The 21,259-nt window shown below is 66.9% G+C and carries 23 protein-coding genes and 3 pseudogenes; 13 read left to right on the top strand and 13 right to left on the bottom strand.

Features of this window, described 5'->3' with window-relative positions; translation table 11 throughout:
• Positions 1-308: 308 nt before the first annotated feature.
• Positions 309-1,103: an SDR family oxidoreductase gene (locus tag CGL27_RS09360; protein ID WP_119985889.1), complete on the top strand. Its 795-nt coding sequence runs from the start codon at positions 309-311 to the stop codon at positions 1,101-1,103.
• Between the two features lie 72 nt (positions 1,104-1,175).
• On the opposite strand, the gene CGL27_RS09355 is transcribed toward CGL27_RS09360, so the two are convergent.
• The gene (locus tag CGL27_RS09355) at positions 1,176-1,946 is read right to left on the bottom strand and encodes a transposase (RefSeq protein ID WP_119985887.1); all 771 of its coding nucleotides are present in this window, start codon (positions 1,944-1,946) and stop codon (positions 1,176-1,178) included.
• A gap of 85 nt (positions 1,947-2,031) precedes the next feature.
• A complete protein-coding gene (locus CGL27_RS09350) occupies positions 2,032-2,820 on the bottom strand; it encodes an SDR family NAD(P)-dependent oxidoreductase (RefSeq protein ID WP_119985885.1) in 789 nt (262 codons plus the stop codon).
• 122 nt (positions 2,821-2,942) lie between these two features.
• Here CGL27_RS09350 and CGL27_RS09345 point away from each other — a divergent pair, with 122 nt between their 5' ends.
• Together CGL27_RS09345 and CGL27_RS09340 are read left to right on the top strand one after the other, a co-directional pair.
• The gene (locus tag CGL27_RS09345; protein ID WP_119985883.1) at positions 2,943-3,581 is read left to right on the top strand and encodes a TetR/AcrR family transcriptional regulator; all 639 of its coding nucleotides are present in this window, start codon (positions 2,943-2,945) and stop codon (positions 3,579-3,581) included.
• A gap of 492 nt (positions 3,582-4,073) precedes the next feature.
• Positions 4,074-4,970 carry a helix-turn-helix transcriptional regulator gene (locus CGL27_RS09340; protein ID WP_119985881.1) on the top strand — a complete coding sequence of 299 codons (897 nt, stop codon included), beginning with the start codon at positions 4,074-4,076 and terminating at the stop codon, positions 4,968-4,970.
• Positions 4,971-5,229: 259 nt separating this feature from the next.
• On the opposite strand, the pseudogene CGL27_RS09335 reads toward CGL27_RS09340, so the two are convergent.
• The 4 genes and pseudogenes from CGL27_RS09335 to CGL27_RS09320 form a co-directional block, all read right to left on the bottom strand.
• A pseudogene (locus tag CGL27_RS09335) lies at positions 5,230-5,472 on the bottom strand (integrase); the annotation flags it as partial.
• 396 nt (positions 5,473-5,868) lie between these two features.
• Complete coding sequence (locus CGL27_RS09330) at positions 5,869-6,261, bottom strand: hypothetical protein (protein ID WP_240450419.1); 393 nt, start codon at positions 6,259-6,261, stop codon at positions 5,869-5,871.
• Positions 6,262-6,349: 88 nt separating this feature from the next.
• Positions 6,350-6,790: a hypothetical protein gene (locus CGL27_RS49905; RefSeq protein ID WP_162952926.1), complete on the bottom strand. Its 441-nt coding sequence runs from the start codon at positions 6,788-6,790 to the stop codon at positions 6,350-6,352.
• Between the two features lie 307 nt (positions 6,791-7,097).
• Positions 7,098-8,180: pseudogene (locus tag CGL27_RS09320) on the bottom strand (integrase core domain-containing protein).
• A 48-nt stretch (positions 8,181-8,228) separates the two neighbouring features.
• On the opposite strand from CGL27_RS09320, the gene CGL27_RS09315 reads away from it, so the two are divergent.
• Complete coding sequence (locus tag CGL27_RS09315; RefSeq protein ID WP_119985875.1) at positions 8,229-10,001, top strand: beta-galactosidase; 1,773 nt, start codon at positions 8,229-8,231, stop codon at positions 9,999-10,001.
• 177 nt (positions 10,002-10,178) lie between these two features.
• Here the strand turns inward: CGL27_RS09315 and CGL27_RS49900 are convergent, their stop codons facing one another.
• Positions 10,179-10,322 carry a hypothetical protein gene (locus CGL27_RS49900; RefSeq protein WP_162952925.1) on the bottom strand — a complete coding sequence of 48 codons (144 nt, stop codon included), beginning with the start codon at positions 10,320-10,322 and terminating at the stop codon, positions 10,179-10,181.
• A gap of 191 nt (positions 10,323-10,513) precedes the next feature.
• Positions 10,514-10,702 carry a helix-turn-helix domain-containing protein gene (locus tag CGL27_RS09305; protein WP_346345782.1) on the bottom strand — a complete coding sequence of 63 codons (189 nt, stop codon included), beginning with the start codon at positions 10,700-10,702 and terminating at the stop codon, positions 10,514-10,516.
• 850 nt (positions 10,703-11,552) lie between these two features.
• On the opposite strand from CGL27_RS09305, the gene CGL27_RS09300 reads away from it, so the two are divergent.
• The 7 genes and pseudogenes from CGL27_RS09300 (at position 11,553) to CGL27_RS09275 (ending at position 15,641) form a co-directional block, all read left to right on the top strand.
• Positions 11,553-11,891, top strand: coding sequence for a MerR family transcriptional regulator (locus CGL27_RS09300; protein ID WP_119985871.1), 339 nt, complete (start codon positions 11,553-11,555; stop codon positions 11,889-11,891).
• A gap of 110 nt (positions 11,892-12,001) precedes the next feature.
• On the top strand, positions 12,002-12,130 hold the full coding sequence (locus tag CGL27_RS53075) for a hypothetical protein (RefSeq protein ID WP_257789980.1): 129 nt from the start codon (positions 12,002-12,004) through the stop codon (positions 12,128-12,130).
• A gap of 2 nt (positions 12,131-12,132) precedes the next feature.
• A pseudogene (locus tag CGL27_RS09295) lies at positions 12,133-12,337 on the top strand (cold-shock protein).
• Positions 12,338-12,785: 448 nt separating this feature from the next.
• Entirely contained in the window at positions 12,786-12,989 is a 204-nt protein-coding gene (locus CGL27_RS09290; protein ID WP_078644772.1) for a cold-shock protein, read from the top strand.
• 324 nt (positions 12,990-13,313) lie between these two features.
• On the top strand, positions 13,314-14,825 hold the full coding sequence (locus CGL27_RS09285; protein ID WP_119985869.1) for a DEAD/DEAH box helicase: 1,512 nt from the start codon (positions 13,314-13,316) through the stop codon (positions 14,823-14,825).
• Positions 14,826-14,871: 46 nt separating this feature from the next.
• Complete coding sequence (locus CGL27_RS09280) at positions 14,872-15,276, top strand: CBS domain-containing protein (protein WP_119985867.1); 405 nt, start codon at positions 14,872-14,874, stop codon at positions 15,274-15,276.
• 53 nt (positions 15,277-15,329) lie between these two features.
• A complete protein-coding gene (locus CGL27_RS09275) occupies positions 15,330-15,641 on the top strand; it encodes an SCO5918 family protein (protein ID WP_078644780.1) in 312 nt (103 codons plus the stop codon).
• 106 nt (positions 15,642-15,747) lie between these two features.
• Here CGL27_RS09275 and CGL27_RS09270 read toward each other — a convergent pair whose 3' ends face one another.
• Both CGL27_RS09270 and CGL27_RS09260 read right to left on the bottom strand, forming a co-directional pair.
• A complete protein-coding gene (locus CGL27_RS09270) occupies positions 15,748-16,107 on the bottom strand; it encodes a hypothetical protein (protein ID WP_119985865.1) in 360 nt (119 codons plus the stop codon).
• 481 nt (positions 16,108-16,588) lie between these two features.
• Entirely contained in the window at positions 16,589-17,056 is a 468-nt protein-coding gene (locus CGL27_RS09260) for a MarR family winged helix-turn-helix transcriptional regulator (protein ID WP_119985863.1), read from the bottom strand.
• A 98-nt stretch (positions 17,057-17,154) separates the two neighbouring features.
• Here CGL27_RS09260 and CGL27_RS09255 point away from each other — a divergent pair, with 98 nt between their 5' ends.
• A complete protein-coding gene (locus CGL27_RS09255) occupies positions 17,155-18,369 on the top strand; it encodes an amidohydrolase family protein (protein WP_119985861.1) in 1,215 nt (404 codons plus the stop codon).
• A gap of 441 nt (positions 18,370-18,810) precedes the next feature.
• On the opposite strand, the gene CGL27_RS09250 is transcribed toward CGL27_RS09255, so the two are convergent.
• Complete coding sequence (locus CGL27_RS09250; protein ID WP_119985860.1) at positions 18,811-20,061, bottom strand: MFS transporter; 1,251 nt, start codon at positions 20,059-20,061, stop codon at positions 18,811-18,813.
• Positions 20,062-20,145: 84 nt separating this feature from the next.
• Here CGL27_RS09250 and CGL27_RS09245 point away from each other — a divergent pair, with 84 nt between their 5' ends.
• Positions 20,146-20,472, top strand: a complete 327-nt coding sequence (locus CGL27_RS09245; RefSeq protein ID WP_078644787.1) for a helix-turn-helix domain-containing protein — start codon at positions 20,146-20,148, stop codon at positions 20,470-20,472.
• A gap of 265 nt (positions 20,473-20,737) precedes the next feature.
• On the opposite strand, the gene CGL27_RS53070 is transcribed toward CGL27_RS09245, so the two are convergent.
• Together CGL27_RS53070 and CGL27_RS09235 are read right to left on the bottom strand one after the other, a co-directional pair.
• Positions 20,738-20,872 (bottom strand): hypothetical protein, encoded by a 135-nt coding sequence (locus tag CGL27_RS53070; protein WP_276147819.1) that lies wholly within the window; start codon positions 20,870-20,872, stop codon positions 20,738-20,740.
• A gap of 57 nt (positions 20,873-20,929) precedes the next feature.
• Complete coding sequence (locus CGL27_RS09235) at positions 20,930-21,241, bottom strand: amidohydrolase family protein (protein ID WP_237299344.1); 312 nt, start codon at positions 21,239-21,241, stop codon at positions 20,930-20,932.
• Positions 21,242-21,259: the final 18 nt, after the last annotated feature.

The raw sequence follows: 21,259 nt of genomic DNA, 5'->3' as shown, positions 1-21,259 counted from the left end.
GGAGCGAGCGCGCCGGGATGCTTAAAGTCTTGAATTCGCGCTCCGCACGCGTCTTGCACGAGGAGTCGTGGCGTGCTGTGGGTAGGTGGCGGAGACAGCCAGTCGCGGCCCGGCGGCCTGTTTCGGTCAAGATTTCCGACGCCTGGATCCGGGCCGGATGTGCCAGCGCCTTTGAACGCACGCAGAAACAGTCCATCCACCAGGAGAGGGGCTCTGGCAGTACTTGTATCACAAGGGTCTCCCTGTCGCCTGCAAGCCCGCCCAACTTGTTGTGACAGGTTCTCAGCCATACAGAGGAGGCGCGGCAAGTGGTAGACAACCAATTCACAACGCATGCAGAACTTTTCGATCTGTGTGGAAAGCGCGCGCTCGTCACCGGTGGCACCAGAGGCATCGGGATGATGATCGCGCGTGGCCTTCTCCAGGCGGGCGTCCGCGTGGTCATCAGCTCACGCAACGCAGAAGCCTGCGCTCAGGCGCAGGAACAGCTGTCCAAATTCGGTGAGGTGCGGGCCATCCCCGCCGACCTGTCCCGCCACGACGAGTGTCGGCGACTGTCCGACCTCGTCACCGCCGACTCGGAGCGTCTCGACATCCTCGTCAACAACGCGGGCGCCATGTGGGACGAGCCGCTGGCGACGTTCCCAGACGCGGCCTGGGACACGGTCGTCGACCTCAACCTGAAGTCGCCGTTCTGGCTAGTCCAGGCGCTGCTGCCCGCACTTCGCAGGGCGGGCACCGCCGACGATCCCGCGCGGATCATCAACATCGGCAGCATCGCCGCCATCCACATCCCCCAGCGGCCCAACTACTCGTACTCCAGCAGCAAGGCCGCGCTGCATCAACTCACCAGAGTGCTCGCCAAGGAACTAGGACCGCAGCACGTCACCGTGAACGCCGTGGCGCCGGGACCGTTCCCGTCGGCGATGATGGCTGCAACCCTCGATGAGCTCGGCGAGGCGATCGCGGCGTCGGCCCCACTACGCCGGATCGGCCGCGACGACGACATGGCGGGTGTCGCCGTGTTCCTCGCCAGCCGGGCAGGCGCATACCTAACGGGCGCCGTGATCCCCGTCGACGGCGGCATCGCCACAACCGCGTAGGCCGCCTAAGGGGTCCCGTAATGAACTTTGAGGGGCCATGTCAGCTCTGCGCGGATCGCTCGTCGGGACCGTCTATCCGGCGGTGGCGAGGTTGTGCAGGCGGGCGATACCGAGCGTGGCGTGGTGGATGCCGTCGCCTTTGAGGCGACAGTCGCGCAGGATCTTCCAGGTCTTCATGCGGGCGAAGGTGTGCTCGATGCGGGCGCGAACCTGTTTGTGGGACCGGTTGTGTTCCTCTTTCCAGGCCAGGAGTTCGGCTTGCCCGGCCGCTCGCCGGTGCGGGATCACCAGTCCGGTGCCCTGGTAGCCGCCATCGGCGATCGTCGTGGTGGTGCCCACGGCGGCCTTGGCGCCGGATTCCTCCCAGCCGCGGGAGTCATGGCGATTGCCGGGCAGCGGTCGGCCGACCACGACGACCAAGCGGGTGACGGCGTCGATCACGACCTGATGGGCAGTCGAGTAGCGGTAGTTTTGGGACTGTTCGGCGATCGAATGGTCGCGAGTGGGCACCAGGGTGCCGTCCACGATGAGCACGGTGTCCTTGCGGAACCGCCGACGAGGCTGGAGCGCGAGCCGGGGGCCGAGGTGGTCAATGATGCGGTCGGCCGCGGTCTTCGAGATACCGAAGAGCGGGGCAAGCTGGCGCATCGTCAAGTTTGTGCGCCAGTAGGTTGTCACGAGCAGCACGCGGTCTTCCAGCGGCAGACTCCACGGACGGCCCCGCCGCACCGCATCCGCGCCCTCCCGTCGCAACGCGGCCGCCAACCTGCCGAAGCAGCGCGGGCTCAGCTCAGTGAATGGAGTTATCCAGGACGGCTCGGACGCCGTGATCACAACTGCCACAGCCCGTCATCATCGCAAGACAAGGTCGCTTCGCCTTGAACAAGATGGGCGCCCACGACTGCACACTCCGTACCGCAATGTCAGCTCAAGCTGCGATGTCGGCTTCGGGTTGGAGTGCAGGGCCGAGCAGCAGGCCACCGTCCAGGACGAATTCCGAGCCCGTAGCGAAAGATGCGTCCTGGGAGGTGATGAAGAGCAACAGGCGGGTGATGTCAGAGGGTTCGGCGAGGCGGGGGATGGCGAAGGGATCGGGCGAGTAGAAGTCGGCGATGGCCGGCTGGCCTGCGACGGCGGGTTCGTTGATCAGCGGTGTGGAGACGACGCCGGGGTGGATGGAGTTGACCCGGATGTTGTCCCGCCCCAGCTCCAGCGCGGCTGTCTTGGTCAGTCCGCGCACGGCCCACTTGCTGGCGGTGTAGGGGGCGTAGAAGGCCGTGCCGACGTGGGCCATAGTCGAGGCGATGTTGACGATGGTTCCGCCGCCGCCCCTGCGCATCGACGGAGCCACGGCCCTGATGCCGAGGAACTGGCCGGTGACGTTGACGCTGAAGGTGTGCTCCCAGGTGCGGAGTTCGGTGTGCTCGATAGGGACCGCGGGGTTCTGGACTCCCGCGTTATTCACCAGGATGGTGATCGGCCCGAAGCGGCTTTCGACTTCTCGCACCACCGCCGCCCAGTCGTCCTCGCTGGCGACATCCAGGTGAACGGACAGAGCCCGATGACCGAGCTGAGCAGCGAGATCGCGGCCGGTGTCGTCGTCGCGGCCGGCAATGACGACGTTCGCCCCCTCGGCGTGGTAGCCCTGCACATGACTGCTGCCCATGCCTCCGCTGCCGCCCGTGACGATGACGGTCTGGCCCTCGAAGCGTCCCATGATGCATCCTTCCAGGCTTACATTAGTGGTGAGTCGTGTGACTCACCTCCTCTCTCAAGGTAAGAGCAGGGCTAGAGGTGAGTCAAGTGACTCACCTCGCAGCGAGAGGCATACTGGAGGGCATGACGGCACAGCCTTCGGAATATCACCGGCGCGTGGCGGCGCAGAAGCGGACGTCCATCATCGAGGCAGCGACGAAGCTGTTCCTCGACTCCGGCTACGACGGCACCTCGCTGGCCCGCATCGCCGAGGCGGCCGGAGTGTCGAGGGCGACTCTGTTCAAGCAGTTCACCACCAAGGCGGCCCTGTTCGAGGCGATCGTCACCGAATACTGGAAGGTCGGCGACGAGGAGGCACTCCTCCCCGAGCCAGGGAACCTCCGCGCAGGGCTTGAGACCATCGGACGCCGATACGTGGCTCTTCTCACCCAGCCCGGCATGGCCGCCCTCTTCCGCATCGTCATCGCCGAGGTACCGCGCTTCCCGGAGCTCGGCGAGACCCAGTTCAAGCTCGGCAAGATGCCCTACTTCGAATCGGTCCGCCGCTACCTGGCGGCGGAGAACGCCGCTGGTACAGCCCGGCTTGACGATGCGGAGATGGCGGCGACCCAATTCCTCGGGATGATCTCCAACTACGTGTTCTGGCCGCGGATGCTGCTCGCACGCTGGGAGCCCGACGACTCCGCCATCACCAACGCGGTCGACCAAGCGGTGCTGACCATGCTCGCCCGATACGGCGCGCCGGGGACCCACGGCCCCTGAGACACCAGGTGTCCCACCGCTCTGCGTAACCACCCGATACCTCCCGCACGGGCAGGCCATCGGCCCCGTCGGGTACACAGTCACTCACACACAGTGCCCGAGCTCCTTGGAACTGCCGCCTTCGCGATGGAAGCGCGCCCGACAGCCCGCGGCCCTGCGGTGGATCGAAGCCGAAGGCCGATCGCGGGACAGCACCTGGGCGAGGACATCATCGACGCCAACGAACCGACACGAGAATTACCGAACGGGTTCAGCGTTTGGTCGTGTGCGTGCGGCAACGACTGCGGCGACCGTCTCCCGGCAGCGCTCCGGTCGCCGCGCTCGATCGCAGTCGGCGCCGTCGTTGAGGGTAACGATTGGTGACGATGGGGACGGCTGGGTGCGATGCCAAGCCGTCGCGGCGACATGTGTGGGTGGTGAGGGGTGCATTGCAGGCTTCGGGGTATTAGCGGTACCTCCCTTCGCCTGCGGGCCGGGCGCTACGATGAGGGGATGGCCGCCACGATTAATTTGCGCACCGAGATCCGGGAGTTTTTGAGGTCACGTCGCTCCCGCATCACGCCCGATAAGGCAGGCCTGCCCGCCTACGGTGGCCACCGCCGGGTCAAGGGTCTGCGTCGCGAGGAAGTAGCGCTACTCGCAGGAGTGTCGGTTGAGTACTACGTGCGTATGGAGCGCGGCGGCCTGGCCGGTACCTCCGAGGGCGTGCTCGACGCGTTGGCCTCGGCCCTACAACTCGACGACGCGGAGCGCGATCACCTGTTTCACCTCGCGCGCCAGTCCGGGGCACCCAGCAGTCGACGCCGCCGCAAGCCCGCGGCGACGGTGCGCCCGGCGCTGCAACAAGTGCTCGACGCCATTACCGATGCACCGGCGTGGATCCGCAACGGCCGCCAGGACGTGATCGCCATGAACCAACTTGGCCGAGCCCTGTATTCACCGGTGCTAGCAGACCCGCGACGCCCCGCCAACACCGCGCGGTTCGTGTACCTGAATCCCGACGCAGCCAAGACGTTCTTCGTCGACTACGACCAGGTCACACGAAATGCGGCCGCGATGCTGCGCATGGAAGCCGGCCGCGATCCGCACGACGAGGAGCTCGTCGCCCTTGTTGGCGAATTGTCAACGTGCAGTGAGCTATTCCGGCAGCAGTGGGCATCTCAGGACGTGCGGCTGCACGGATACGGGAGCAAGCGTGTAAACCATCCGGTAGTGGGCCGGCTCGACTTGGACTTCGAGTCCATGGATCTGCCCACCGAACCTGGCCTGCAGTTGAATGTCTACACCGCACCCGCGGAGGGGCCGGCCGCTGACAATCTGGCCCTGTTGGCGTCGTGGGCGGCTAGCGAGAAAACCTTGGCGACCGAGCTTCTAGCACCTGGCGGATAGCCCAATCCCCCTCAGCCTGTGCGTGTCAGGGATCACAATGCCGGTAAGTATCCGCCAAACCAGGGCGACGACGTCAGCCAATGGAGTCTCCCGCTTGGGGCGCCGGCGTCGGGCATGACGAAGAGGCCGTTGGCATCCACGTGGCTGATGCCGGACTGCGGGAATCTTTAGCAGCCACCCTGCGCCGGGGCCCGTCCCTGCCACCGAAAGGTGGTCTCCATCAGTGGCCAAGAGGAGAGTTCCCGCGGCGGACCAGGGCCGTGTCGGGGCGGACCAGGAGCAGAAGGTGCCGCGGTCTGTCTTTGGGGAGGTGGTGGAGCGGGCCGGCGAGGACGGCGCGGTCTGTGTCGGTGAAGGTCGGCTTAGCGGCCCGGCGTTGCAGGACCAGCAGTTGGTGCCGGAGTACCAGGATCTCGACGTTCTTCTCCCTGTCGCTCATCGGCAGGAGGCGTAGGAACGCCAGGGCGTTGGTCGCGGCGAGGTAGGCCAGACGCGGCAGCACGACAGACCATGATGCCGCCGGGGCTCTGCGCAGGTGAAGGCCCCGGGGTGAACGTCGAGGAGAACCGGAAATCGTGATCAGGCCCCCGACCTGCGTGGATGGTTTATCGGCACCCGCAGGGTCCGGCGCGCCGGGAGCCGGGAAAAATGCCGCCGGGCGCCAGTCGATGGCGGCCCCGTCGCTGCCGCTCCCTCGGGTGCTCCCGCGCGCTCTACCGCTGCCCCTGATGCCGCGTCATCATGACGCGGTTACAGAGGTGAGGAATCAGAGTAGCTCGTGAGCAGGCATCGCAAACCGGATCCTGATCCGGGGCAGGGCACTGCACCGCCGAACAACTCGGACGGCCAGATGTCCCCGCCCCGGGCGGAGCCTGCGTGATGAAGCTGGCCTTCGCGTTCAGGCGGAGGGCGAACCGTCGGCGCTTGTTCCGGGGTAAGCACCGACTCGGCACTGCCAGGTGCCCGATTCATCAGGGTCTTCCCAGACGACCTCGTTCTGTGTCAGGCGAGGCCTGGCTGGCCGGTGACTGCCGGGAACCGGCGGAAGGCCCACGGAGTAGAGCTCGACGTACGCGTCAGGGATTCGGTCGGCGAGCTGGTAGAGGATGTTCGCATCCGTTCCGTTGGCGTCGACAGAGAACCCGACCCCCATACCCGAGCTGTCGGAGACCAGGACCTCCACGTACCCTTCTGCGCTTGGCTGGGTGTATGTGGTAGTTGGTTCCTCTGTAACGCTGGCCCAGTGAAGATCGTGCAGCACCTTCTGGGCCAGTCCTTCGATTCGGGACACCTCGCCTCCTTTTCATGTTGGCACTGCATTATCTTCACGTAGGTGGGGGCCGTCGCCCTAGGATCGGAGCGAACTTGTCGCCGACTGGTCAGATCAGCGTGATTGTAAATTCGAACACCGTGTTGATGGTGCGCGTACGGTTTCCGGCCATGGGGAATTTGTCTACCGACTTGAGGACGTAGTGTGCGGTTTTGGCCTTGAAGGATGAATGGATCAGGTAATTGGCCGGGACGCTCCGATGTGTGTCACGGTAGCCGAACTGCCGGCCATTCTGTGTCGCTGTAGCGACCTCATTCATCGGCCCCGTAGCAGTACCTGCCGTCCTCCCGTTGAGCTTGTGACTCCACATGAACCGAATGCTGGAAGACCCGTACTTCACCTGTGCGGTGAAGTGGCCATACTGGCTGTTCCCCCTGTAATCGGGGGCCTGCGGCGTGAAGAAATGAGTTGCTGTGCTTGCCTTCTTTGTTACGGGCTTACCCTCGTCCTTCGAGGTTACCCAGCTCTTGGAATGCTCGCTGATGGTCACTCGATAGGCCCTGGGTGGAGAATCCTTGGAAGACTCGGAAGCGGACGCAGTACCGGCCAGCGGCAGTAGCGTAAACGTAGCGAGAGCGATGCTCGATAATACTCGGACGTGCTTCACGGTTCCCCCTTGTCGCGTTGCGGTCAAAGTGACCGTACGCATTAGGGCAGTGAACTGCATCCGAATTTCTAAAATGTATCCCAGGTCACATCGTTTTTATTTACATCTATAGTGAACTGTTCAATTCGCAAAGAACCGAGAGGGAAGGCTTCGCTCGCGCCTGTGCCGCTCGAAAAGTCATCGCTGCACGTCATGCCGCATATCTGTACTCGTTGATGAGGCCGCCGAGGATCCGGGTGCGCAGCTTTGTGAGTGCCCGGGTCATGTGCCGCGGCGGGTTGTTCGTGGGCGTCGGGTGGTAGCTGGTTGCGTGCTTGGTGGGGTCGGTGTTCGTTGTAGTGCCGCTCTTAGGTCGCGAGGACGTGGCGGGCGTGGGCGTCGTTCATGATGAGGACGTGGTCGAGGGCTACGCGTCGGATGCTGCCGATGATGCGTTCGCAGTGCGCGTTCATGCGGGGAGCCTGTGGCGCACCGTTGAGGATCTCCATCTCCTCGGCTCGGAAGACGGCGTCGAATGCCTCGCCGTACTTGCCATCGCGGTCGCGCAGCAGGAAGCGCAGGGACTCGATGTATATGCCCAGGTCGGCAGTGAGATTCCGTGCGCCTGCTGCACCGCCCAGTCCTGGGTCGGGCGGGCTGTGACCCTGGTGATGTGCAGTCGCCGGGTGCCGTGCTCGACGAACACCAGCGCGTACAACCGCCTGCCGGGGGCGGTGTCGATGTGGAAGAAGTCTGCCGCGATGATGCCCTCGGCTTGCGTGGTCAGGAACTCGCGCCAGGTGGGGCCGGAGCGACGTGGCACGGGGTCGATGCCGGCCGCGTGGAGGATCTCCCAGACCGTCGAGGCGGCGATCCGATGCCCGAGTCGGGCCAGCTCCCCTTGGATCCGCCGGTGCCCCCACCTCGGATTCTGCCTCGCCAGCCGCACGACGAGCTTCTTGATCGCTGCCGTGGTGGGTGGGCGTCCGGTACCACGGCGCGCGGTGTAGTCCCACTTCGCGGCGATGAACCTGCGGTGCCGGGCAAGCAGGGTGCCGGGGGTCACAGGGAAGACCTTGGGCTAGTGGCGTTGGGGTATCAGCCAGGACAGAGCGGCGAACCAGAACCGGTCGGCGGGCTCATAGCGGATCGGTCCGGTCAACTGGCGGCGCAGGAGCGCGTTCTCGTGCCGCAGCACCAACAGTTCCGCGTCCTTCGCCGTCCCACGGCGGAGGAATACCGATGGAACCGTCAGCAGCTTCCGGGGCACCTTGTACAACAAGGACACGATCACGCAAGGCATAATCCCAGCGAACTGACCGCACCCCGCTCAGCTGCGGCGATGACTTTTCGAGCGGCACAGGACTTCACCCACCCCGCCTTCCGTTTCCACGCCGAGCGCGTCATCCGTAAGATCATCTCTCGCTACGCCGACCACCCCTCACTGCTGGGCTTCCAGGTTGACAACGAGCCGGGGAACGAACTGTTCCACAACCACGGCGTCTTCCAGCGCTTCGTGGACCACCTGCGCTCGAGTTACGGCGATGTGGAGACGCTGAACCGGGAATGGGGTCTGGTCTACTGGTCGCACCGGCTGTGCACCTGGGCCGACCTGTGGACTCCGGACGGCAACGCGCAGCCGCAGTACGACCTGGCCTGGCGGCGTTTCCAGGCCGAGCAGACCACGGAGTTCATCGGCTGGCAGGCGGACATCGTGCGCGAGTACGCCCGCCCGGAGCACTTCGTCACCACATGCATCGCCTACGACCGGCCCGCCCTGGACGATCAAGCCGTCGCAAGCCGGCTCGACATCACCGCGGGCAACCCCTACTACACCATGCAGGACGGCCTCGCCCTGCCCGACCTGGGCACCGGCGGCCAGGCATGGACGACCAACGGGACGTGGGCGCTGTACCTCAGCGCGGACCGGATGTTCTCCTCACGCCAGGAGCCGTTCCTGGTCACCGAGACCGATGCCCAGGCCATCGGGCACTCCTGGAACAACCGGCCAGCCTACGACGGACAGTGGCGCCAGGCCGCCTGGGCGCTGGTCTCGCGCGGCGCCCGCATGATCGAGTACTGGCACTGGCACACCCTGCACTTCGGCACGGAGACGTACTGGGGAGGTGTGCTCCCGCACAGCGGCCGCCCCGGGCGCGTCTACCGGGAGATCGCCCGCATCGGCAAGGAGTTGGAGGCCGCGGGCGACCTGGTCGCCGGGCTGACACCGGACGCGGACGTGGCGATGGTCTACTCGTCCCCGAGCAAGTGGGCGTTGGCGTTCCAGCCGCCGCTGGCCGGGCCGGACGGCGGCCCGGACCGGCGTTCGTACCAGGGCGTCTTCGACCCCTTCTACCGGGGCGCGTTCGATGCCGGGCTCCAGATCCGCCTCCTGCACGCCGACCGTCTCACCGACACCACCGCGAGGGAAGCCGCCGAGCGGCATCCGGTCCTCGTCGTGCCGGGCCTGTACAGCGCGGACGATGCGACGCTCAACTGGCTCGCCGATTACGCTGCCGCGGGCGGCCACCTCGTGCTCGGCCCGCGTACCGGCTACGGGGACCTGTGTGCCAGGGCCCGCACCGACGTCATGCCCGCACGCCTCGCGGAGGCGGCGGGGGCCTGGTACGACGAGTTCAGCAACCTCTCCGAGGACGTGCCGGTCCACCCCGCCCCCGGTTCCCCCCTCGCGCTGCCGGCCGGTGCGGCGGCCACCCGCTGGGTCGACGGCCTCCAGGCCGACGGCGCACAGGTTCTGGCCGGATACGACCACCCGCACTTCGGCCGCTGGCCCGCCGTCACCACACGCTCCCACGGCGACGGACGGCTGACCTGTGTGGGCACCGTACCGGACCCGGTCCTCGCCGCGTCGCTGTTCCGGTGGGCCATCCCCGGGCAGGATGACGGCTGGAGGTTCGCGCAGGAGAGCGTCACCAGCACGGGTGCCACCGCTCCCGATGGCCGCAGGGTGCGCTTCGTGCACAACTGGTCCTGGGACGAGGTACCGGCCCCGCTCCCCGCCGCGGTCCGGGACGTGCTCGATGGCACGGATCACCAGGCGGGGGAGGAGCTGCGGCTGAACGCCTGGGACGTCCGGGTACTGCTGGAACGCTGATGGCAGGACACTGCGGGTGCCGGTAAATCATCCACGCAGGTGAGAGCTTGACCAGAGATCTTCGACTTTGGCCGACGCTCGCCCCGAGGTCTTCACCTGCACAAGGCTCCGGCGGCATCATGATCTGTCGTGCTGCCGCGTCTGGCCTGCCTCGCCGCGACCAACACCCTGGCCTTCCTACGCCTCCTGCCGATGAGCAACAGAGGTAAAGACATCGAGTTCCTCGTACTCCGGCACCAACTGCTGGTCCTGCGACGCCGGGCCGGCAAGCCGACCTTCACCGACACTGACCGCGCCATCCTCGCCGGCGCGCTCCACCACCTCCCCAAAGACAGACCGCGGCACCTTCTGTTCCTGGTCCGCCCCGACACTCCGGCAGTGAGTTGGGTTCCATGTCGTGCCGCTCCTCTCATGACGAGACGTGTGGTCTGCCGTGCGTCACGGCGGGCGCCACCCTCGTGGAGAAGCAGGGAGGGGAAGGTCCAGCGTTGGACGTACGAGCACGCGATGCGTCACATCGCAGATGCATCGCCCGTGCGGCTGGTGCCGCCGGGAAGCTGTTCGCCCTGGGCCAGTGCTTTGAGCCGGGCCATGTCTTTGACGATCAGGTGGCGACGACCGGGCGTGAGGATGCCGGCCGACTGAAGCTCGCCGAGAGCGGTAAATACCGACGAGCGGCTCATGGATGCCATGGCGGCCAGCTCCGGCCGATGCCCAACTCTACGAGCACGTCGATCGCCCCCAAGGGGCGGCCGACTTCGTCCGCCCGGGGCTTGTGCCCCGGCCCGCGGCGCGTTAACCGCTCGAAGTCCCGGCTGTGGAGCGTGCCTGGCCGATCATTCACGCAGTCGGGCGGGGAAGCTGTGGGGTTCGCGGCGTCAAGGCCGGCGCAACGGTGCTGGTCAAAGCGGGTGTCCCCGGCTGGAGTGGGGCCACCGCACGCCCTTCTGTGATCCAGGACGACTATCTCGCTGACCAGCACACGGAAATCTGTGTCGGCCGGAGTAGACATTGGGCGGTGGTGTGGTTATGGTTTCTCTCGTAGCCGAGATCAAGCAGGGCCCGGCAGAGACGAACTGCCGGGCAGCAGTACCCGCAGGTGCAGTTCGTAGGACGGTGCGGTGGTGGAGTTTCGAAGCCAGAGTTGTTGCAGGACGGCGACGAGGCTGACGACCGGACCGGGTGGCCCGCAGTGATCAGGGGCCGCCGTGAGCAGTACCGCAGTAGCAGTTCAGTAAGCGCAGTTCGCAGTACCAGCAGTACGTAGTTCCCGTTTGGTAAGTAGTTCATCCAGAGGGAAAGAACGGAGGAGCCCCGCGCCATCAGGATCGCCCGGGCGGAAGTCTTGAGCCCGGGTACCGCAGGACATCGATAGTGAGGTGGTCTTCGGTCAAGCAACCGCGATCCCCGCACCCCCGACAGCATTCAGGTCGGGTCTGCGGAAACAGAAGGCCGGCGCAGTACCAGGGCCGGCAGATGGTGTAGCAGTTCCTTCGGGGCCCTGGTGCCATTGGCACCAGGGCCCCTCCACGCGTTCCACAGAGAGGTGCAATGACAGCAGAGGACTCGTACAGCCGTCTCGACGACGACGACTACCCCGCCTACACCATGGGCCGGGCCGCCGAGATGCTCGGAACCACCCAGGGCTTCCTCCGCGCCATCGGCGAAGTCCGCCTGATCACCCCGCTCCGCTCCGAGGGCGGCCATCGCCGCTACTCCCGCTACCAGCTGCGCATCGCGGCCCGCGCCCGGGAACTCGTCAACCAGGGCACCCCCATCGAGGCCGCCTGCCGCATCATCATCCTCGAAGACCAGCTCGAAGAAGCCCAGCGCATCAACGCCGAATACCGCCGTGCCGCTGAATCTGTGAATTCACCGCCCGAGGTCTGAGGTGGCGCACGCCCGCCGGGTGCCGGCGGCCCCGCACATGCGGGGCGTGGCGCATGGGTCGTTTCCTGTGGTGACAGGGTGCGCGGACTGTAGCGTCTGAGTCAGCTGTCATGGTTCGGAAGTTCCCCTTCGCCCACGTCCTCGGCGTGGGCGTTCTGCTGTGCTGTGCCGCAGGAACCAGGGCGATCACCTCCGCCTTCGACACGTCGTGGGAGGCGTTCATCGACCGGAAGGCATAAGACTGGCTACGGGAACTGTGAAGTGGTTCGACGCGGGGAAGGCTTCGGCTTCATCGCCCAGGACGGCGGCGGCGCGTCTTCGCCCACTACTCCGCGATCAACTCCTCGGGCTTCCGTGAGCTTCAGGAAGGCCAGGGCGTGACGTTCGACATCACCCAAGGCGGCCTTCAGGCGACGGTGGCGGGATCTGGGTGGCGCACGGGGTGAGGGCCGCGCAGCACAACAGCTGCGCGGCCCTGATCCGTGTTGGGACCGGCATACGGGCCGATGAGGTCGACGCCGGGCTGAACGGTACGGATCGTGCCACCGGAATAGTCGTGCCCTCCGAGCCGTGAACGGCGACCGCTCTTCCTGAAACCTTGCGCTCCGGGCGGATCAATATCTATGACCGCGACGTGAGGGTTTAGCGCGCCATGCGGAGAATGTTTTTACTGCAACGAACAGAGTGGAATCATTTAACGTGCACAGACCGCTACGGCATGCTAGTGTCGATCTCAGTTGCAGTTTGATTCCCAAACTTAAAGCGCCCTCGTCGGTATTTCCAGCCGCTGGAAGCATTTCGTATTTCCGGTCATTTTCCGGGTGGGGCATCATCGCGGCGACCCGGTATCCGTGCATTGCGGATCCCGGCGTACTGCCCCAAAGGAGATATGACATGGCGTCTGGCACCGTGAAGTGGTTCAACGCGGCCAAGGGTTTCGGCTTCATCGAGCAGGACGGTGGCGGCGCTGACGTGTTCGCCCACTTCTCGAACATCGCCGCCCAGGGCTTCCGTGAGCTGCTCGAAGGGCAGAGGGTCACCTTCGACATCGCGCAGAGTCAGAAGGGCCTGACGGCCGAGAACATCGTTCCCGTCTGATGCTGACGCGCACTTTGTAGCCGGGCCCGCAGCCCTCGGGTGCGCGGGCCCCGGCTACGGGCATTTCCCGCAGTGGTATCACCTGTGGGACAACACCGCCCGCAGACCCTTCCCCAGGGATGCGCGTCACTTCGGAGCTACACCCGTCGACGTCGCGGATTTCACGTCCATATAACGTCACCCATTTCATCGCCTGCGCCCGCGCCAGATTCACTGCAAGCCATATTGACTTTCGCATTCTATTCGGCCCGTTCTTGCGATTCCCCGCGCTGCTCTTCCGCCGCGGGAATTCCTTGATACGTGCCGTATCAAGGAAGGTTCTCAATGAACCCCACCCGTACGAACGGCCGCTACTCCCGCACCCGTACCGACGGCCCCGCTTTCCGCTCCGGCGCCGGTTCGGGCCGGGGTAGCCGTTTCGGCTCGCCCGCCCCGAGCCGTTCAGGGGGTCCGCGCCGCTCGGGCGGCCACGGCCGGCGGCCCGCAGCGGCCCAGGGCGAGTTCGCCCTGCCGAAGACGATCACTCCCGCGCTGCCTGCCGTCGAGGCGTTCGCCGACCTCGACATGCCCGAGCAGCTGCTGGCCGCGCTCACCGCACAAGACGTGCACGTCCCGTTCCCGATCCAGGGCGCGACCCTGCCCAACACCCTCGCGGGCCGCGACGTCCTCGGTCGCGGACGCACCGGCTCCGGCAAGACCCTCGCCTTCGGCCTGGCCCTGCTGGCCCGCACCGTCGGACAGCGCGCCGAGCCCCGCCAGCCGCTGGCCCTGATCCTCGTGCCGACGCGTGAGCTGGCCCAGCAGGTGACCGACGCACTAACCCCCTACGCCCGCTCGGTGAAGCTGCGCCTGGCCACCGTCGTCGGCGGAATGTCGATCGGCCGTCAGGCCAGTGCGCTGCGCGGTGGCGCCGAGGTCGTCGTCGCTACGCCGGGCCGCCTCAAGGACCTCATCAACCGGGGTGACTGCCGGCTGAACCAGGTCGCGATCACCGTCCTGGACGAGGCCGATCAGATGGCCGACATGGGCTTCATGCCCCAGGTCACCGCGCTCCTGGACCAGGTCCGCCCCGAGGGCCAGCGGATGCTGTTCTCCGCCACCCTCGACCGCAACGTCGACCTCCTGGTCCGCCGCTACCTCACCGACCCGGTCGTCCACTCCGTCGACCCGTCCGCAGGCGCGGTCACCACCATGGAGCACCACGTGCTGCACGTCCACGGTACCGACAAGCACCGGACGACGACGGAGATCGCGGCGCGCGAGGGCCGGGTGATCATGTTCCTGGACACCAAGCACGCCGTCGACCGGCTGACGCAGGATTTGCTGAACAGCGGTGTCCGGGCCGCCGCCCTGCATGGCGGGAAGTCGCAGCCGCAGCGCACCCGGACCCTGGCCCAGTTCAAGACCGGGCACGTCACCGTGCTCGTGGCGACGAACGTCGCGGCGCGCGGCATCCACGTCGACAACCTCGACCTCGTCGTCAACGTCGACCCGCCGACCGACCACAAGGACTACCTCCACCGCGGTGGCCGTACCGCGCGGGCCGGCGAGACCGGCAGCGTCGTCACCCTGGTCACCCCCAACCAGCGCCGCGACATGACCCGCCTCATGACGGCCGCCGGCATCGTGCCCCAGATCACCCAGGTCCGCTCCGGCGAAGCGGCACTCAGCCAGATCACCGGTGCCCAGACCCCCTCCGGCATCCCGGTGACGATCACCGCGCCGGTGGCCGAGCGGCGTAAGCGCAGCGCGGCCTCACGCGGCCGACGCAGCCCCGCTTCGGCTGCCCGGCGCGTGACCGTGCGGCAGTCCTCCTTCGATGCGAAGGCGGCCTAGGACCTTCGTGATCAGAAAACTGACCCATCTCTGTAGGAGATACGTTTTGACGCTGGTTCAGATGCAGCTCCGCTCGGCGAATGCCACCCCCGTGCCCACGACGGAGGCCGACGCCATGGACACAGCCGGACCGCAGGTCTGCGACGACATGACCATCGAGGTCGCCCTGTCCGTCATGGCAAGCGCCGGCACCGGGCACCTGCTCGTCTGCGACGACGACGGCCTGTGCACCGGACTGGTCACCCAGGTCCAGCTCGCCGCAGTCCGCGACAGGTCCACGTACACGGACCGGGTCCAGCTGCGCGACATCCTCGGCGACCGCGGGCCGTTCACCTCGCCCGTGACCACGATGACCGAAGCCGAGCACGCGATGCGCTACCGCCAGCACGATGCCCTGCCTGTCGTCGACAAACAAGGCAGCGCTCCGGGTGTCCTCGCCCTCGGCCGCTGAACCACCTCACGCGGCGGAACCATCCCTATTCGTTCTTCTCCTTGTGAGGCATCATGCGCTGTGTCATCGCCCGCTTCCCGTTCGACCTCACCAAAAGCGGCGTCCTGGAATCCATGAAGGGCGTTAAGCCCGAACAGGTCACCGGCGAGTCCGTGATCATCGGCCGCCGCACCTACCCCGTCAAGCAGGTCGGCCAGGTCATCACACGCCAGGACCGCCGCGATTTCAGCGCCGGCGAAGTCCTCCGGGCCATGACCCAGCTCGGCTTCACCTGCCGCGGCCTTCCCCAGGCCGCCGCGCCCGCGCGCGTCCTCAACCCGTTGGAACAGGCTTCCGCGATGCTCGGCGCCCCTGCGGCCGTCTGACCGACGGGCAGGCGCGAGCCGCCACCAAAACAGCGGTGAGGGTCCGACCGGGATGTGCCGGTCGGACCCTCACCGCGTACCGAGGGTTTCTCGGCGCGACGGTGGGTCAGTGGTCGGAGTAGCTGAAGTCGCCCATGGTCCAGGCGCTGACGTCCTCGATCGCCACGCGGTACATCCCGCCCGTCTCCGGGATCCCCACCGCGCCCTGCAGAATCCGCGCCACATGGAAATGCAGATGCGTGGGCGGCCCCTCCTTGCACGTCGTAGCGGTGAAGACGGCGGAGAAACCGCTCAGGCGGGCCGAGTCCGCCAGGACCTCCGACACCCGCTGCCTCCAGACGGCTTCGGGAGCCAGCCGGCCCGTGATGACAGCACCACCGGCGACCACGGTCAGAGACATCTGATTGCTGTGCCCGGACTCCACCAGGGCGGCGACGTCAACGAGCAGTTCGTCAGGCTTCGACATGAGAGGCGATTCTAATTGCCGGCCGTCCGGTCAGCTCAAGCAGTGGTGCTACATGGAAAATGCAAGATCGAACTGCGCAGACGAGGACGAAGCGGACCATTGCGTTCCTTCTTCGCCCAGCTAGCCACCGCACACACGCAGCCCTAGGGAAGGAAGGACACCTGCTCGGCGTTGGTGATCTCCGAGCCGAGGAGGGGAAGGTGTCGGTGAAGGGTGTCTTTATTGCCGTACGTTGGTTGACCTGGGGCTTTGTGATCGCCCGAGTACGGGCATGATCAGTGATTGTGGGTCTGCGACTGCTCTACCTGATCTTCTGTCGACTACTGGGCTGCCTTTCTCTTGCTGGGCCGGTCGACCGCCGCGAACAACGCCGAGATCCTCGCGCTTCGCTATGAGGTCGAGGTGTCGGATCAGCAGATCGTCCGTCAGCGCGATCGGCGCCCGGGCTCCTGCCATGCTTCGATGTCGGGGCGCTGCTCGTTCAGTCGCGGCTTGTGGCCTGTTTCCTGGACCATGCGGTGGCGTCAGCTCCGTATCGGGCCAAGAGGTGTGCGAACTGGATCCGCTCTTCCGGCGACCAGGCGGCGGTGATCTCCTGGAACGCTTTTCGCTGTTCAGCGGCGAAGCGGTTGCGTTCGGCCTCGCCGTGCTCGGTGAGTTCGAGCACGGTACGGCGTCCGTCGGACTGGGACGCCGTCCGGCGCAGCAGCCCGTCCTCTATGCAGGCGGCGACGGTCCGGCTGGCCGCCGGCTGGGCGACGCCCATCTCGGCGGCGAGGCCGCCGACGGTCGTCTCGCCCGGCGCGTCGGCGATCACGTTGAGTACGAGATTGCGGGAGAGGTCCTTGCTCGATGCCGGTGCGCGTCGCCGTAGACGTGACAGTGCCGGGCCGATCTGGTCCAGCGCCAGGTCGTCGGAGGGCCGCTCGGAGGAGGACGCGCTGCTCATGTGACCGAGTCTAGAGCCGGCCCGCAGATTTGCATACCATTAGACAATTGCATAGCGTTGGGTATGTAAATTTGAGCGAGGAAACGAGGCGGACTGCTATGGCGCTCACCGCGATCACCAACGCGCAGATCTTCGACGGAGAGAAGACGGTAGGCGTGCGGACCGTGGTCATCGACGGCGGGAGGATCGCCCGTGTCGGTGGCGACGCTCCTCGGGGCAGCGAGATCGTCGACGGCAGCGGCGCCACACTGCTGCCGGGACTCATCGACGCCCATGTCCACTCCGCCCCGGGGTCCCTGGCGCTCGCCCTGCGGTTCGGGGTGACGACCGAACTGGAGATGCAGGGGATGAACACACGGGAGAACCGGGGGCTCATCACCGACGACGACACCCTGGCTGACGTGCGATCTTCCGGCTTCGCCATTACACCGCCCGGTGGTCACCCGAGCCAGCTGATGCCCGAAGGATTCCGGCCGAAGTGGGATCTCCCGCCGGTGATGCCCCTGATGCCGTTCTCCACCACGCCCGGGGAAGCGGCCGCCTTCGTGCCCCAGCTCCTCGCCCGGGGATCCGACTTCATCAAGTTCATGATCGACGACGGCAGCGTGGAGGGACACCCCGGGCTGCCCTCGCTCGACCAGGCCACCGTGAACGCCGGTGTGGCCGAAGCCAAGAAGTACGGCGCCCTTACCGTGGCCCACGCGCTGACCCTGGAGGCCACCAGGATGGCCGCAGAAGCCGGCATCGACGGCGTCACCCACGTGTTCATGGACCAGCCGCACACCGCCGAGATCATCGGCCTCATCAAGGACGCGGGCATGTTCGTCATTCCCTGCATCACTCTCAACGCCTCGATGATGGGGAACACCGGCAGCGAACTCGCCGACGACCCCCGGGTCGCCGCACGCCTCGACAGCAAATGGGACCAGACCCTGCGCTCCAGCTACAACCGCTACCCGCAGGGCAAGCTCGACGACGTGTACGACACCGTGCGCGCTTTGGACGCCGCGGGCATCGACGTGCTGGCCGGCACCGACGTCTCCATGCCCGAGACGTTCTTCGGGGGCCTGGCACACGGAGCGAGCCTGCACCACGAACTGCAGTACCTCGTGACAGCCGGCCTCACGCCCGCACGGGCCCTGCGCGCGGCCACCGCGACCACAGCCCGCCGCTTCCGCCTCAGCGACCGGGGCCGCATCGCCGAGGGACTCCGCGCCGACCTTCTGCTGGTCGACGGCGACCCGGTCGGCAACATCGGCGACACCCTCAACACCCGCGCCGTCTGGCGCCGCGGCACCCGCCTGGCGGCATGACCGCAGTACCTCCCCGTGCGGAATCAATCACGGCGGGAAGGGACTTGCCGCCGTGAGCCGTGTGGCGGACCCGGCGCTACTCGGTGGAGTCCGGTCACGGCCGAGCCCGGTGAGGCCGGTCTCCCATTGAGCACTTGCTCGTGACTCCGGCCGCCGTTCGGAGCGACGCGGGACGGACGGCACCGGGCAGCCACGAGTACTCCGAGGGTCTATCGCACCAGCCCTTTGACCTGGGGCGTCAAGTTGGAGAGCTGTCTCTGAGTGTGCCTTCAGGATGGCGTGGAGGTCATCAAGCGCCGGGTCGGCGGCTTCGGGGTCGGCTCCCGCGCCGTCCACCTCACTCGGGGTGCCGTCCGTCTCGACGACGGGCTCCGGGCCACCGCGCGCCACTCTTGGCATGGCTGCCCGGTGCCGCGTGCCGGCCCGCTATGGGGCTGCCGGTCAGTCGACCTCGCTCATCCGGGGCACCTCAGCAGTCGACGTCCGCGTCACCGCAAGGTGTTCCCCTCGACGCCCCAGCATCCGCTCGACGACCACGGCGGAGAGGCACAGGAGGGCCGCGAGCACCGAGAAGACGGGGAAGATTGCGGTGTCGCTCCAGACGGTCGCTCCGATGCCCACCAGGAGTGTGGGCGTGATGAGCGCGCCGTACGCGAGCAGATAGAACATGGACATGACGGCCCCGCGCCGCTCGGCGGGGATGTGTGCGGTCAGGTGGCGCAGGGAGCCGCCGAAGGCGAGTCCGTAGGCGCCGCCCTGGAGTGCGACGGTGACGATGATGACGACGGCGTTGCCGGTCGCGAAGCCGCCTACTCCGGCCAGCATGAGCACGGCGAGCGCCGTGTCGCCGACGAGTGCGACCGTGCGGGCCGGGTAGCGGGCACTGACGACCTGTGTGGAGGCGGCGGCGAGGGTCACGGCCGCGATGACGACACCGCCGAAGAACGGTCCGTCGACGTGCGCGGCGTGGGCGGCGATCGAGGGTTCGAGGGAGAAGCAGACCCCGAGCACGGCCCAGGCGGCGCCTGCGCCGATCACGGCGAAGACGAAGCGCCCGCGGATTTCCTTGGGTACCTGCGGGCGGGGGATCCCCAGGGGCGCGGCACCGGCCGAGGGGTGCGGCTCACGCATCACCACGAGGAGGACGAGCAGGACGAGGGCGATGAGCGCGTCGGCGAGGTAGGGCAGGAGCAGGGGGTGGAAGCCGGTCTGGGCGAGGCCCGCGGTGCCGAGCGCGGCGACGGCGATGCCGACGTTGAACGCGATGGCGGTGAGCGTCCCGCTGCGGGCTGCCCGCTCTGGGCTCACGTCCAGCAGGGCGGCCCCGGCGACGACCACGATCGCGCCGATCCCCAGGCCGTTGAGCATCCGCGCCACGACGAGATATCCGGGCCCCGCGGCGAAGACGAAGACGACGAGCCCGGCGAGCAGCAGCAGGACGGCGACGAGGAGCACGGGCCGTCGGCCGTACCGGTCGGACAGGGCCCCGGAGACGAGGATCGCGACGACTGCCACGGCCCCGTAAGCGCCGAAGATGACGGTGGTGAGAAAGGGCGGATAGTCCCACTTCTCGGCGTACAGGGAGTAGAGCGGTGAGGGGATGGCGGAGGTCGCCTGCCCGAGCATGAGCAGGACGAGGAGGGCCGGGTAGCTCCATGGCTGGGGGCGACGGCCTGGGGAGAGTGCCTTCACGAGGACTCCTGGTAAGTTTGATGTAGATCGTACTTCGTGGATGCTAGGGAGAAGTACGACGTCCGTCAAACTTGGAGTTGTCCGATGCCGTCCTGGGAGACCCCACCCGACCAGTTGCCGCCCGTCGCCGCCGTCCAGAAACTGCTGCGTGCACTCGCAGACCCCGTACGCCTGGAAATGGTCCGCCGCCTGGCAACACACCCCGCCGCCGAAGCGCCCTGCTCAGACCTTTACGAGGGCCTGAACAAATCCACCGCGACCCACCACTTCAAGATCCTGGTCGAGGCGGGCATCCTCCATCCGGTCATGGTCGGCCCCTCCCGCGGACACCGCCTCCGCCGCACCGCCCTCCAAGAGGCGGTACCGGGCCTGCTGGACGCACTGATGGCGGCTATGGCGCGAGAGGGCTGACGGCCGCGGGACTCGGCGCGACAGCACCGCAGGCGCTGATTGTGACTGAGTACGCGAGTTGGGTGTGACCCGTTCTGAGGGAAGGGCTGAGCTGCGCGCACCGGCCAGTTCCACAACCGGGTCGTGATCGTTCCGGGGTCATGGGGCCGCAGTCTCACCAGCTACGAGGCCATGGAGATGGCCACCGGCCATTACATCGGACGGGATTCTCCACGGCCGTGCACCGGATGCGGCATCGCAGAGCGGTGCGCCACAGCCGGTCGCCCTATTGCGCCTTGAGGTCGTCGGCGGCTGAGAGGTCCCGAAGTGTGCCAGCGACACGATCGCCGCCAGCGAGAAGCTCTTCCGTTGTGAGGCGGCCGAAGCCGCTGCTGATGCCGGTGATGAACCAGGTTTTCATGGTTGGTTTCCCCCTGCTGCGGTGAAACGGTGGGAGATCGTCCCGCCACGCGCGCGCCTAGCGCTTGTCGACGGCGAGCCCGCCGTTCAGGATCACCATGCTGAGGTCGCGAAGGTTGCCGATGTCCGCAGTGGGATCAGCGTTCAGGACGAGCAGGTCGGCGCGCTTGCCGGGGGTCACCGTGCCGAGGTCGGGGCGGACGCACTGTCGCGACGCGCCACTGGTGCCTGCGGCCAGCACCTGAGTGGGCGTCATCCCGGCCGCCACCATGAGTTCGGCCTCTTCCAGAGTGTTGGCTCCGAACAGGCCCCGACCGCTGAAGGTGTCGCTGCCCAGTGCGATGTGCACGCCGGCCTCGGCGACCTTCACTCAGTGCCTCGCGCAGGG

The sequence above is a fragment of the Streptomyces sp. 11-1-2 genome (assembly GCF_003595545.1).
Classification (GTDB): Bacteria; Actinomycetota; Actinomycetes; order Streptomycetales; family Streptomycetaceae; genus Streptomyces; species Streptomyces hygroscopicus_B.
Note: the sequence above shows the minus strand (reverse complement) of the source record. Positions and strands in the feature narration are given on the sequence as shown.